The sequence below is a fragment of the Bradyrhizobium guangzhouense genome, from assembly GCF_004114955.1.
Lineage (GTDB): Bacteria > Pseudomonadota > Alphaproteobacteria > Rhizobiales > Xanthobacteraceae > Bradyrhizobium > Bradyrhizobium guangzhouense.
In genome coordinates, this window is the sequence record NZ_CP030053.1 from 4,805,062 (window position 1) to 4,818,014 (window position 12,953).

Annotated in this window: 13 protein-coding genes; 5 read left to right on the plus strand and 8 right to left on the minus strand. The window is 62.4% G+C overall.

What is annotated here, in order from left to right:
* Positions 1-56 precede the first annotated feature (56 nt).
* The 6 genes from ytfQ to XH91_RS23150 form a co-directional block, all read right to left on the minus strand.
* Positions 57-1,022: a galactofuranose ABC transporter, galactofuranose-binding protein YtfQ gene (ytfQ, locus tag XH91_RS23125; protein ID WP_128952713.1), complete on the minus strand. Its 966-nt coding sequence runs from the start codon at positions 1,020-1,022 to the stop codon at positions 57-59.
* Between the two features lie 311 nt (positions 1,023-1,333).
* Complete coding sequence (locus XH91_RS23130) at positions 1,334-2,506, minus strand: fumarylacetoacetate hydrolase family protein (protein WP_128952714.1); 1,173 nt, start codon at positions 2,504-2,506, stop codon at positions 1,334-1,336.
* Between the two features lie 136 nt (positions 2,507-2,642).
* Positions 2,643-3,620 (minus strand): HEAT repeat domain-containing protein, encoded by a 978-nt coding sequence (locus tag XH91_RS23135; RefSeq protein ID WP_164933752.1) that lies wholly within the window; start codon positions 3,618-3,620, stop codon positions 2,643-2,645.
* Positions 3,621-3,622: 2 nt separating this feature from the next.
* Positions 3,623-3,856, minus strand: coding sequence for a 4Fe-4S dicluster domain-containing protein (locus XH91_RS23140; RefSeq protein WP_008141081.1), 234 nt, complete (start codon positions 3,854-3,856; stop codon positions 3,623-3,625).
* A gap of 31 nt (positions 3,857-3,887) precedes the next feature.
* On the minus strand, positions 3,888-5,630 hold the full coding sequence (locus XH91_RS23145) for a fumarate reductase/succinate dehydrogenase flavoprotein subunit (RefSeq protein WP_164933753.1): 1,743 nt from the start codon (positions 5,628-5,630) through the stop codon (positions 3,888-3,890).
* A 101-nt stretch (positions 5,631-5,731) separates the two neighbouring features.
* Positions 5,732-6,505 carry a ferredoxin--NADP reductase gene (locus XH91_RS23150; protein WP_128952717.1) on the minus strand — a complete coding sequence of 258 codons (774 nt, stop codon included), beginning with the start codon at positions 6,503-6,505 and terminating at the stop codon, positions 5,732-5,734.
* A 190-nt stretch (positions 6,506-6,695) separates the two neighbouring features.
* Here XH91_RS23150 and XH91_RS23155 point away from each other — a divergent pair, with 190 nt between their 5' ends.
* The 5 genes from XH91_RS23155 (at position 6,696) to XH91_RS23175 (ending at position 11,218) form a co-directional block, all read left to right on the plus strand.
* Entirely contained in the window at positions 6,696-6,992 is a 297-nt protein-coding gene (locus tag XH91_RS23155) for a gamma-butyrobetaine hydroxylase-like domain-containing protein (RefSeq protein ID WP_164933770.1), read from the plus strand.
* Positions 6,993-7,064: 72 nt separating this feature from the next.
* Positions 7,065-7,838 (plus strand): Crp/Fnr family transcriptional regulator, encoded by a 774-nt coding sequence (locus XH91_RS23160; protein WP_128952719.1) that lies wholly within the window; start codon positions 7,065-7,067, stop codon positions 7,836-7,838.
* 181 nt (positions 7,839-8,019) lie between these two features.
* Positions 8,020-9,441 (plus strand): ABC transporter substrate-binding protein, encoded by a 1,422-nt coding sequence (locus XH91_RS23165; protein ID WP_164933754.1) that lies wholly within the window; start codon positions 8,020-8,022, stop codon positions 9,439-9,441.
* The gene (locus tag XH91_RS23170) at positions 9,438-10,349 is read left to right on the plus strand and encodes an ABC transporter permease (protein ID WP_128952721.1); all 912 of its coding nucleotides are present in this window, start codon (positions 9,438-9,440) and stop codon (positions 10,347-10,349) included. Before XH91_RS23165 ends, XH91_RS23170 begins: the two co-directional genes overlap by 4 nt.
* Positions 10,346-11,218 (plus strand): ABC transporter ATP-binding protein, encoded by an 873-nt coding sequence (locus tag XH91_RS23175; RefSeq protein WP_164933755.1) that lies wholly within the window; start codon positions 10,346-10,348, stop codon positions 11,216-11,218. The genes XH91_RS23170 and XH91_RS23175 overlap by 4 nt, the downstream gene beginning before the upstream one ends.
* Positions 11,219-11,345: 127 nt before the next feature.
* Here the strand turns inward: XH91_RS23175 and XH91_RS23180 are convergent, their stop codons facing one another.
* Positions 11,346-12,404, minus strand: a complete 1,059-nt coding sequence (locus tag XH91_RS23180) for a YeiH family protein (RefSeq protein WP_128952723.1) — start codon at positions 12,402-12,404, stop codon at positions 11,346-11,348.
* A 130-nt stretch (positions 12,405-12,534) separates the two neighbouring features.
* Positions 12,535-12,753, minus strand: coding sequence for a hypothetical protein (locus XH91_RS38980; RefSeq protein WP_164933756.1), 219 nt, complete (start codon positions 12,751-12,753; stop codon positions 12,535-12,537).
* Positions 12,754-12,953 lie beyond the last annotated feature (200 nt).

Genomic DNA, 12,953 nt, shown 5'->3' on the forward strand with positions numbered 1-12,953 from the left:
GACGGTTGCGAAGGGGGTTGCCGGACCACAACGCGTGGTCCGGCAAGACGCCCGCCTCAGTAACCGAGACCCTTCTTGCTATCGTATTCCTTCTGGGGATTGTCGGCGGCGGTAAGCAGCCTGGATTCGGTCTGGATCCACTTCGGCGGAACCGTGCCCTTCTCCTTGAAGGCCGCGACGGCGTCGAAGGCCGGGCCGGCCATGTTCGGCGTCAACTCGACGGTGGCATTGGCCTCACCGGCAACCATCGCCTTGAAGATGTCTGGCACTGCGTCGATCGACACCGTGAGGATGTCCTTGCCCGGCTTGAGGCCGGCTTCCTTCATGGCCTGAATCGCGCCGACCATCATGTCGTCGTTGTGGGCGTAGACCGCGCAGATGTTCTTGCCACCGCCTTCGGCCTTGATGAAGCTCTCCATGACTTCCTTGCCCTTGGCGCGGGTGAAGTCACCGGTCTGGCTGCGCACAATCTTCAGATTGGCGTGCTTGGCGATCGCGGTGTCAAAGCCCTTCTTGCGGTTGGCGGCGACGCTGGCGCCGACCGTGCCCTGCAATTCGACGATGTTACAGGCCTTGTCGCCGACAGTCTTGGCCAGCCAGTTGCCGGCCACTTCGCCTTCGTGGACGCTGTCCGAGGTGACGGCGGTCAGATAGAGGTCCTTGCCCGAGGGATCGATGTCGCGGTCGAGCAGCACGACCGGAATCTTGGCTTCCTTGGCTTCCTTCAGCACCGCATCCCAGCCGGTCGAGACGACGGGGGCGAGGAAGATCGCATCGACGTTCTGCGCGATGAAGGAGCGGATCGCCTTGATCTGGTTTTCCTGCTTCTGCTGCGCGTCGGCAATCTTGAGATTGACCTTGCGCTTGGTGGCCTCCTGCTTGGAGACCGAGGTCTCAGCTGCGCGCCAGCCGGATTCAGATCCGATCTGAGAGAAGCCGACGGTGAGCTCTGCGGCATTGGCCGGCAGCGCAAGCAACAACGCGGCAGTAGCGCTGGCAGCAAAAAGGGCTTTGAGGGTCATGAGGCGTGTGTCTCCCAAGTGTTATCCGGGGCGTCCACGGTATCATGACACCCTCAGGCCGACCTTCAGGGCGGCGAGAGGGACTATTTCACGGAAGCTCGCGTCCGTATAGTCATATTATTTGACTATTTAGGCTAATGATGTGGACGCGTGCGATCTACACTCCCTGCGTTATCACCTGATTATATGCCATTTAAGGATGTCCCCATTTTTGTGAAAGTACGTCGCGGCCGCGCTCGTCCGGGACATGACGTTCTCAGGGAAATTCGCCTGTGCGATCCGCTGCGACAGGCGGCAGACAAGCGAAAAGGCTAGATCAGCCTACGCTGCGCGAGGTTCTTCATCAGCGCGCCGATGCCGAAAGTCCAGGGCTCGCATTCGTCGCTGGTTCGCATGCGATTGACGAGCTTGCCGAGCTGAGGGGCGGAAATGGTGACGATGTCGTCGCGCTTGTGGGTGAACCCCTGCCCAGGCGCATCACGATCCTTGACCGGCGCGAACATCGTGCCGAGGAACAGCACGAAACCATCGGGATATTGATGCACCTTACCGATGGTCTGCGCGACGAGATCGGTCGGGTCGCGGCTGATCTTGCTGATCGAGGAATGGCCGTTGAGGACAAAGCCGTCAGCCCCCATCACGTTCAGGCTGATGTCGAGCTTGCGCGCGTCGTCGAGCGTGAAGGTGTCGTCGAACAGGCGCAGCAGCGGACCGATCGAGCAGGACGCATTGTTGTCCTTGGCCTTCGATAGCAGCAGCGCCGAGCGGCCCTCGAAATCGCGCAAATTCACATCATTGCCGAGCGCACCGCCGACGATCTTGCCGTGACTGGAGACGAACAGCACGAGCTCCGGCTCCGGATTGTTCCAGGTCGACTTCGGATGCAGCCCGGCGTCCATACCGGTGCCGACCGATGACATGGTCGGCGCCTTGGTGAAGACCTCGGCATCGGGGCCGATGCCGACTTCAAGATATTGGCTCCAGGCGTTCTGATCGATCAGCACCTGCTTCAGATGCATCGCCTGGTCTGAACCCGGCTTGAGCTTGGACAGATCGTCGCCAATCAGCCGCGTCACTTCCTTGCGAATGGCTTCGGCCGAGGCCGGGTTGCCCTTGGCGCGCTCCTCGATGACGCGTTCCAGCATCGAGATCGCGAAAGTGACACCCGCGGCTTTCAGGGTCTGAAGATCCACGGGCGCGAGCAGCCAGGGCTTCTTCGGATCGCGCCCATCAGGCGCCGTGTTGCCGACGATGGCTTCGAGATCACCGATGCGCTCGCCCTTGGTCGTGCCAAGTGCCTTGGCCGGACTGTCCTCCTCGCAGAGGGCGCTGACGGTCGGAAACTTGGCGGTGACGTCGAAGACGCCGTCTGCGCGCACCGCGACCACGGCCGGACCGTTCGCCTGCGGCAGCCAGACGCGGCCGACCAGCGTTCCCTTCGTTCCATCCTCGGGGAGAAGGTCTCTAACCGTCAAATTCGTCATGGCCGGCGTCCTCGCTGTTTTTCGGATCGGCCCCTCTCGCAAGCGGCCGACGCCATTGGCGAAGACAAATAAACGTCTGGCAGGGGAAGTCCATAGCGACTGATGCGCGCCGCTATGCCGCTGCCCGCGCCTTTTACTATGCGCCTGCGCGCGCCTTGCGGGCAGCGATCTGCTGCAGCGCCCAGCGTGCGTTCTTGCGGACATCGGGATCAGCATCGTCGGCGATGACGGCCAAAAAGGCCTCACCGTCGGGATGGGCGATCTCGCCGAGCGCGGCGGCCGCCTCTTTCCGCAAATTCGCCTGGTCATGATTGACGCAATTGCCGATCGGACGCACCGCGCGCTCGATCTTCATCCTACCGAGGCTGCGGATCGCCTTCAGCCGCACCTGCCAGAATTCGTCGCCGAGCGCACCAACGAGCTGGTCGGCCGCGATTGATCCGTTGACATTGAGTCCGAGCGTCTCCGCGGCCATCTCGCGAACCATCCAGTCAGCGTCCCTCAATGCGCGCGTGATCGTCTCGGCCGCCGGCTTCATCTGCGAGAACGCCAGCGCACTGACGGCTGCACGCCGGACATGCGCATCGGGATCGTTGATCAGCGCAGTCAGCGCGGGGATGGATTCTTCCAGCTTGAGGAATCCGATCACGCCGATCGCCTGCACGCGCACGGCCGCATCGGAATCCTGCAGCGCTTCGAGCGCCGGCTTGAGCGTAGCCTTGCAGCGCAATTCCTTGAGCGCACGCAACGCGCCCATCCGGACGAAGGCGTGCGCATGCTTGACCAGCGGCAGGATGACATCGGCGCAGGCGGGATCCTTGAATTCGGCCATGCTGTCGGCCGCGGCGGCGGCAACGATCCGTTCAGGATCAACCAGCAGCTTCACCAGCGCACTCGCCGCTTCAGGTCCGTCGAACTCGCCGAGCGCCATCGCCACCTGCTGGCGCACGCCGGCGTCGGGATCGGCGACCATGTTGGCGAGATGCGCAACCGCTGCGGGATCACCGGAATGGCCGAGCGCGATGATCGCGACGCGGCGCTCGGCGGGATCTGCGGCCTGGAGTCGCTCGTCGGCATCTTCGAGATCGTCGTAGGATTCGAACGGGCTCGACATGGTCACCTCAAGAGGTAGGGAATGTTGACGGTGACCGCTCCAGTCGGGCAATCGGCCTCGCAGGGCATGCAGTACCAGCACTCGTCATAGGCCATATAGGCCTTGCCGGTCATGTCACTGATGCGCAGCACGTCGAGCGGGCAGACGTCGACGCAAACGGTGCAGCCCTTGTCGGCGATGCATTTGGCGTCGTCGACGACCACCGGAACCGATGTCTGATAGGACGCGAGAGGCATGTGATGTCTCCTGTTGCTCTGTTGCGGTGGATCAGGCAGTGGCGCGGATGCGTTGCTTGTCGTAGAGATCCTTCTCGTCGTCGGCGATCGGCACGACGTAAGGCTCGACGGCGCGCTTCTCGCTGGTCATCTTGCCGTTCTGTTTGCTCAGCAGCGTGTGGCAGAACCAGTTCTCGTTGTCCTTCTCCGGGAAATCCGTGCGCCAGTGGTAGAGGCCCCAGCGGCTCTCCTCGCGATAGAGCGAGGCATGCACGGCCATGTCGGCGCAATCCATGATCGACTGCACTTCGAGCGCGCGCAGCAGCTCGTGAGCGTTGCGCGCGATCATGCGCTCCTGCATGTCTTCCCGCGTCTCGGCGAGACGGCGCATGCCGAGCTCGTATTTGCGCGTGACCTTCGGCGGCTGGAGATAATCATTCACCAGGCGACGGGTCTTGTACTCGACCTGGTTCGGCGGAATGCCGTCCTCGCGCTTGGTCGGCGCCAGCACGCGGTCGCGTTCTTTCGCAACATCCGCCGCGTCGAACTCCGCAAAATCGTGGCTGTCGGCAAACTCCATCGCGTCGATGCCGGCGACCGAACCGTTGGTGAAGGCGCCGAGCATGTAATTGTGCGGCACGCTCGCCATGTCGCCGGCGGCATAGAGGCCCGGCACGGTGGTGCGGGCATTATCGTCCACGAACACGCCGGAGGCGCTATGGCCGGAGCAGAAGCCGATCTCGGAGATGTGCATCTCGATCGAGTCGTTGCGATAGTCGACTCCACGTCCCTGCTGAAACAAGCCGCGCGTTGGACGCTCGACCTTGTGCAGCGTGGATTCGATCTCGGAGATGGTGTCGGGGTGAAGATGCTTGAGCTGGAGGAACACAGGCCCCTTGCCGGACAAGAGCTCGTTGTAGAACTCGAGCATCATCTGGCCGGACCAGTAGTCGCATTCGATGAAGCGCGATCCCTCGTTGTTCGCCGTGAAGGCGCCGAAGGGGCCGGCGACATAGGCGCAAGCCGGACCGTTATAGTCCTTGATCAGCGGATTGATCTGGTAGCATTCGAGGTTCGCGAGCGCCGCGCCGGCGTGATAGGCCATGGAATAGCCGTCACCGGAATTGGCGGCGTTCTCGTAGGTGCCGAACATGTAGCCGGAGGTCGGCAGTCCAAGGCGACCGGCGGCCCCCATGCAGAGGATCACGGCCTTGGCCTTGATGACGAGGATCTCGGCGGTGCGGGTGTTGACGGAGATCGCACCCGCGATCCGGCCGTCGCTAGACTTCAAGAGCCGCGTCGCCATGTAGCGGTTTGAGATCAGGATGCGGGCGCGGCGGAGCTGACGGTAGAGCGCCTTCTTCACGGTCTCGCCGTTCGGCATCGGCAGAACGTAGGTGCCGATGTGATGCACTTTCTTGACGGCGTAGTCGCCGTTCTCGTTCTTCAGGAAGCGGATGCCGAAACTGTCGAGCTCTTCGATGATCTTGTAGCAGTTTTGCGCGTATTTATAGACCGCCTTCTGGTCGACGATGCCGTCATTGGCAATCGTGATTTCCTTGGTGTACTGCTCCGGCGTCGCGTAGCCGGGGATGACGGCATTGTTCAAGCCGTCCATGCCCATCGAGATCGCGCCGGAGCGCTTGACGTTGGCCTTTTCGAGCAGGACGACGTTCGCCTTCGGGTTCTTCAGCTTCGCCTTCAGCGCCGCCATCGGGCCGGCCGTGCCGCCGCCAATGACGAGCACGTCGCAGGAAACCTCCGAAAGTCCGTCGACGATCTGATCTAGTGCCATCTCTTGCTCCTGGTTCGCCGGTGTCCGGCGCCTTTGCATCAGATTTGTTCAGGTGGTTGTCCGGCGATAGCAATTAGTTGTCGCCTGAGGCCGATTTGGCCTCAGCGCTCGACAAAGGCTTTCTCGATCACGAAATGGCCGGGCTGGCTGTGATTGCCCTCGACGAAGCCGCGCGCGGTAAACATCGCGGGGAGTTCCTCAAGCATCGCCGGGCTGCCGCACAGCATGATGCGGTCGGTCTCGATATCAAGGCCGGATTGTCCGATATCGTCGAACAGCTGATTGGAGGCGATCAGGTCGGTGATGCGGCCGCGATTCCGGAACGGCTCGCGGGTCACGGTCGGATAGTAGACCAGCTTGTCACCGATCAGCGGCCCGAAGAATTCGTGATTGCGCAGGCCGTCGACGAGATGTTCACCATAGGCCAGTTCTGAGACTTGGCGGCAGCCGTGGGCGAGCACGATGGTCTCGTAGTTCTCGTAGACATCAGGGTCCTTGATCAGGCTCGCGAAGGGCGCAAGCCCCGTGCCGGTCGAGAGCAGCAGCAGGCGCTTGCCCGGGATGAGATTGCCGGTGATCAGCGTGCCCGTCGCCTTGCGGCCGACCAGGATGATGTCGCCTTCCCGGATCTTCTGGAGGCGCGAGGTCAGCGGGCCGTCCTGCACCTTGATCGAGAAGAATTCGAGTGCTTCCTCATGATTGGCACTGGCCATGCTGTAGGCGCGCATCAACGGCTTGCCGTTGACCTCGAGCCCGATCATCGCGAACTGCCCGTTCTGGAATCGGAAGCCGGGATCACGCGTCGCGGTGAAGCTGAACAGCGAGTCGGTCCAGTGTCTGACCGACAAGACCGTTTCCTTTTGAAATGCGCTCATAGTCTCTCCTCAGTCCTCGTTGAGCACAACGTTTCGGAGAGAGCAGAGTCCGGCAATTCGTAAGTGACATTCCCGGTCGATTAGTTTCACATTTCGCCAACGCTGATCGAAGACGCGTCACCCCGGCAATTAGTTGCTATCCGCGCGGGCGAGCGTCGACGTAGAGAGCATCAGGAGGTTCGTCATGACCATGACCCTGGTGGCCCCAACCGTCGCCGACTACGAAGCAAGCGCCGATCTCGCAGCGCTGCTCGTCCGGACGGCCGAGGGCGACGCGCTTTGCGTGCCTGCCGAAAAGCTCCGCCTCTCCTGCAAATGCGCCCACTGCACCCGCGCCCGCTTTGACGGTCGCTTCCCGGACGCGTTTCCGGGGATCGCGATCACCGAGATCGGCAATCTCGGTTATGGGCTGAACATCTCGTTTTCGGATGGGCACAACAGGGGGATTTACCCAAAACCCTATCTCCTGAGCCTGGCCGGACGGTAAGCGCCCGTTTGCCCCCATCTGGCACGGACATTGCTCCTCTTTAGAACGGTTTGAACGTTCCGGAGGCAGTTAATGTTGCAAGCGGCAAGTGCAGTGCGCGGGACCGTCCCCCCGGCAGTCCGGCCTGCGGGCAGTTCCTCGCTGCTGCTGACCGAGAACCAGCAATGGATCGGCGGCCCGCCGCCACTGATGGACAAGCTCTCGCCGCGCGAGCGCGAGCTGGTGTTGAAGCAGGGCCGGCGAAAGGTGCTCAACCGCGGGCAGACGCTGTTCAGCCAAGGCGGCAAACATGATGGAATCTGGCTGATCGAAAGCGGCCGAATCCGCGTCTTCTACACCTCGCCGCTGGGCCGCGAGATCACACTGGCCTACTGGCATGTCGGCAATTTCGTCGGCGGCCCCGAAGTGTTCGAAGGCACCGTGCATCAATGGTCCGGCGTCGCATCCAGCAATTGCAGCGTCGTGCACCTGCCCGGAAAGGAACTGCGATCCCTTGCCGCAGAGATCCCGAGCCTCGCGATCGGTCTGATCGAGGGCCTCACCTTCAAAGGCAAATGCTATTCGGCGTTGGCCCAAATGCTGGGAACGCGCTCGATCACGCAGCGCCTTGCACATCTGCTCTTGCATCTCGTCGATCTCTACGGCGTCGAGGATGCCGATGGCCGGGTGATCGCGGCGGCGTTCACCCATGCCGACATCGCCCACATGGTCGGCGCGACCAGGCAATGGGTCACGATCAGCCTGAAGCGGATGCAGGAGAAGGGAATCGTCCTGACCAAGCGCTCGCAGATCGTGGTCTGCCGGACCGACGTACTGGAGGAGATGCGCGGCCACGCATCCGACTGAGCGAATTTGCTGCCAGGGCCGATGCACAGGCAAGCGGCTTTATAGTGCAGGACTGCCCAAGGAGTATGCAATCAGCTTTTCCCGGCAACTAATCGACTACCGCGGTCATTCCGGATTTGCCCTGTCCACGCCCTCACCCAATCATGGCAACCGCAGCACATCCAACCGAATGAGGATGAGAATGGTCCGCCATCTTCCCACGCTCTCGATCGCGATGTCGGTGACGTCGCTGGCGCTATTCCTCGCGCAGCCGGCCTCGGCAGAAACCGTCACGCTCGGCATAGGAACGCAGGACACCACGACCAACACGGTGACCGCTGGAACTGTGGTGCGGCAGCTCCATCTTCTCGAAAAGTACCTGCCGACGTCAGGCAAATACGCAAACATCAAATTCGAGATCGAGTGGCAAAACTTCACCTCGGGCCCACCCGTCACCAATGCGATGATGGCGAACAAGCTGCAGATCGGCATGATGGGCGACTATCCGCTGATCGTGAACGGCTTCACCTTCGACAGTAATCCGGAGAGCAAGAGCCGCCTGATTGCAGTTGCCGCCTACAGCCTCGCCGGCTCCGGTAACGGCATCGTCGTCCACAAGGACTCGCCCTATTACGATCTCGCCGACCTCAAGGGCAAGCTCGTGAGCGTGCCGTTCGGCTCCGCCGCACACGGCATGGTGCTCAAGGCGATGCAGGACCGCGGTTACCCTGACGACTTCTTCCAACTCGTCAGCCAAAGCCCGGAGGTCGGCTCGACCAATCTTCAGGAAAAGAAGATCGACGCCCACGCGGACTTTGTCCCCTTCGCCGAGCTCCTGCCGTTCCGCGGCTTTGCGCGAAAGATCTTCGACGGCGTCGAGACCAATCTGCCGACCTTCCACGGCGTCGTGGTGCGCACCGACTTCGCCGAGAAGTACCCCGAGGTCGTGGTCGCCTACGAAAAGGCCCTGATCGCCGCCAATGCGTGGCTCCGCGCCGATCCGAAACTGGCCGCCGAAAAGATCCAGGAATGGACCGGCATCAACAAGGAGGTCGTCTACATCTTCCTCGGCCCCGGCGGAAACATGACCACCGATCCGACCATCAAGCCAACGCTCATCGACGCAGCCGCGGCTGACGTCAAAGTGCTCCAGAAGCTCGGCCGCATGAAGGAGTTCGATCCGAAGAAGTGGGTCGACGACAGCTACATCCGCAAAGCCTACGCCGAGATGAAGCTCGACTATGATACCCAGCTTGCGAGCACCAAGAACTACGAAATCACAGGCGAAGACGCCTTCTGCAAGAAGCCGATCACCGATCCGCGCAAGGCCGGCGAGGTCTGGGTGGATGAGGCAGGCATCATGCCGTTCTCGTCCGCCGCCTGCACGCTCGGGGCCTATGCCGACTTCAAGGCCAAGGGCAAGAAGATCAACGTCGCTTACGTCTTCGACACCACACGCGGCATCAAGCTGTTCGCCGACCAGGCCTTCTTTGCGGTGGGCAATGGCGACGTCGCACCGTTCCTGCTCAAGAAGGACGCGGAGGCCTATGCCGCCAAGATCAGCGGCAAGGTGCTCGGCTTCGACGACGCGGTGAAGGCGGCCGTCAGCGGAGGCAAGACGTGAGCAGTCCCGCCCTCGTCAGACATCCCGAGGACAGCATGCCGGCAACAGCCATCGCCAAGGCGGGCCCCGCGCCCGCCGTCACCCCCCCGGTCACACCGCCTTCTTTCGGCACGCTTGCGCTGCGCTGGTACCGGCTGAACCAGGGCCGGCTGCGCGCAACTGCGATCGGCATCATGTCGCTGCTCGCCTTCCTGCTGGTCTGGCACCTGCTCACGACCTATCGCGTCGTGTTCTTCGTGCGCTTCATCAACGTGCCAACGCCGCTTGAGGTCTATGCGAGCTTCGCCAAGGCGATCCACGACCCCAAGTTCCTGATGCACATCGCGCTGAGCTGCCGGCGCATCTTCATCGGCTTCTCGCTCGCCGCCCTTGTCGGCGTGCCGCTTGGCTTGATCATGGGCCGCTTCAAGCTGGTGCACGAGATCATCTTCCCCGTGGCGGAAGTGCTGCGGCCGATCCCGGCGATCGCCTGGGTACCGATGGCGATCATGCTGTGGCCGACCAACGAGCAGAGCATCGTCTTCATCACTTTCCTCGGCTCGTTCTTCCCGATCCTGGTCAACACGCTGCACGGCATGTCGCTGGTCGATCCCGTGCTGGTGCGCGCCGCGCAATGTCTCGGCGCGCGCGAGCGCTCGATCTTCCGCGAGGTGTATTTTCCGGCCTCGCTGCCGCACATCTTCACCGGCCTTACCGTCGGAATGGGCGTGGCCTGGGTGTCGCTGATCGCGGCCGAGATGATCTCGGGCCAGTACGGCATCGGCTATTTCACCTGGGAGGCCTATTCGCTGGTCCAGTACGCCGATATCGCCCTCGGCATGATCGCGATCGGTGTGCTTGGCCTCGGCTCGAGCCTGCTGATCCGGGGCGCGGGACACCTGGTGATGCCGTGGAGATCGACGAGATGAGCGAGATGCTTGCGAGCGAACCGAAGGGCCATATCGAGGTCAAAAACTTCTCCCTCAGCTACGACAGCATTGAGGGGCCTGTGCAGGCCGTCACGGACACGCAAATCCATGTGAAGCCCGGCGAATTCGTCTCGATTGTCGGCCCCTCCGGCTGCGGAAAATCGACGCTGCTCAATGCCGTCGCGGGCTTCCTCAAGCCGACCACGGGCATCGTCACCGTCGACGGAGAGCGTGTGAACGGCCCCAGCGCCGAACGTGGCATGGTGTTCCAGCAATACTCGCTGTTTCCCTGGAAGACGGTGCGGGAGAACGTCGAGTTCGGGTTGAAGATGCGCGGCATGGCGCGCTCGCAGCGCGAACGCGCGGCGCGCACGCTGCTAGGGCTTGCTGGCCTGGAGGCCTTTGAAAAGCATTATCCGGAGAAACTCTCCGGCGGCATGAAGCAGCGCGTCGGCATCGTCCGCGCGCTGGCGACGGGCCCGAAGGTGCTGCTACTGGACGAGCCGTTCGGGGCGCTCGACGCGCAGACGCGCGTCATCATGCAGCAGATCCTCACAAATATGTGGCAGCGCCTGAAGATCTCGGTGCTGTTCGTCACCCACGACATCGATGAGGCGATCTTTCTCTCCGACCGCGTCTACTGCATGACCGCCCGTCCCGGCTCGATCAAGGCGGAGATTCCAATTCCCTTGGAGCGGCCGCGGCAGCAATCGATGATGATGTCGTCGGAATTCCTGGCGCTGCGCCGCGGGCTGATGTCGCTGATCCGCGAAGAGAGCCTCAAAGCGATGGGCGGCGAGATCAACGACATGGGCATGCAGGGGCTCAACATCGAACTGCACGGCCATTCGCTGGCGGACGTGATCTGATTTAGCGGCGATGTCGGTTTCGTCGGGTCGGCAAAGCGAAAGCGTACCCACCCTTTTTCGCCTCACGCGGAACTGGTGGGTGAGGCGCTTTCGCGCCTTTGCTTAATCTACGGCACCTTCGCGTCCCTCACTTGAACCAGTGCACCAGCGCGATGCTGATCCCCAGCAGCAGCATCAGCGACAGTGTCACCGCGGCCGTCACCCGGCCACCGACATTGGCGAGCACCTTCACGTCGACGCCGAGGCCCAGCGCTGCCATCGACACCACCGTCAGGAAGGTTGTGATCTTCGTCACCGGCCCGACCACCGTGGCCGGCACGATCTCGAGGGAACGCAACGTCGCGAGCGCGAGGAAGCCGAGGATGAACCAGGGGACCAGGCGGAAGAACCCGACATTGGTCTTCTTGGCGCCGGTCTGCCAGCGCGAGGCGACCAGCGAGAGACCGACGACGACAGGGCCGAGCATCAGCACGCGCATCAGCTTGACCAGCGTGCCGATCTGCGTGGAAATCAGCCCCGCCGGCACCGTCGCCGCGAGCACTTGGGGCACGGCATAGACGGTTAGTCCTGCGAGAATGCCGTACTGCGTGGCGGTGAGCTGCAACAGCGGGATCAGCAGCGGCAGGCCCAGCACCATCATCACGCCGAGAATGGCGGTGAATGAGATCGAGGATGCAATCTCCTCGCTGTTAGCGCCGATGATCGGCGCCACCGCCGCGATCGCGGAGTTGCCGCAGATGGAATTGCCGCAGGCAATCAGGATCGACAGCCGCGTCGACAGCCCGAGCATGCGGCCCAGACCAAAGGAGACGCAGAGCGCTATCACCACGACTGCGGCGATCGAAACGAGCAGCGCGATGCCGGAGGCCGCGATGGCGGCAAAGCTGATCGAGGCGCCGAGCAGCATGACCGCGACCTCCAGGAGCTGCTTGGCGCTAAAAGCGATGCCGGCCTGCCAGCGCGGCGCCGGCTTCCAGAAGCTGCGCAGGGCCATCCCCAGCAGGATGGCCATCACCAGCGCCTCGATATAGGGGTGCTCGAACACGCCAAGCTCGGCCCGCTCCAGCAGCGCCGAGACGCCCGCCACGGCGATGCACAGGAGAATGCCGGGAATCAGCGCGACGATGCGGCTAAAGGCAGTGGTCGGCTTGGCGGCGGCCGGGCTGGATGCTTGATTCTGCGACACAAATCTCTCCCAGAGGAGAAGGATTTATACGCACGACGCTCGCGTTGGGGAATAAGTTTTCAGCATATCAGGGCCGAGGGAAGTTTGATCCTCGGCGTGGAATAATTCGGCTCAGAGCAGCAGGTCGGTCTCAGAAGAGCAGGTTCTTGGCGAGCGAAGCCACGTGGCTGAAGCTGTCATAGACGCCCGGCTCGAAGAACGCGGCTCGCGCGAGCACGATGCCCGCGACCAGCGTCCAGAACACGCCCGTGCCGGCCCGCAGCAGCAGTTTTGACGCGCGGGACTGCGGCTGGCTGTCCGTTGCGGACACCAGCGGCTCGCCGAAGGGCTCAAATCCAGTGCGTTCCATGGCTGTCAATCCATCAATTTCTGAATGGAATGTCGTCGTTTCGGCCCAAAACGGCAATGGAAGCGATTGGCGTTTTTGTCCCCTCGGGAGGAAACTCCTTCTGCCGGCCCCGCCTGGGGCAATAGTTTTCTTCTTCCACCCTATTTGGGCACCTGAGGGCCGGCCCGGAGACCCGTCCCGCATGGACGATTCCATCCTTG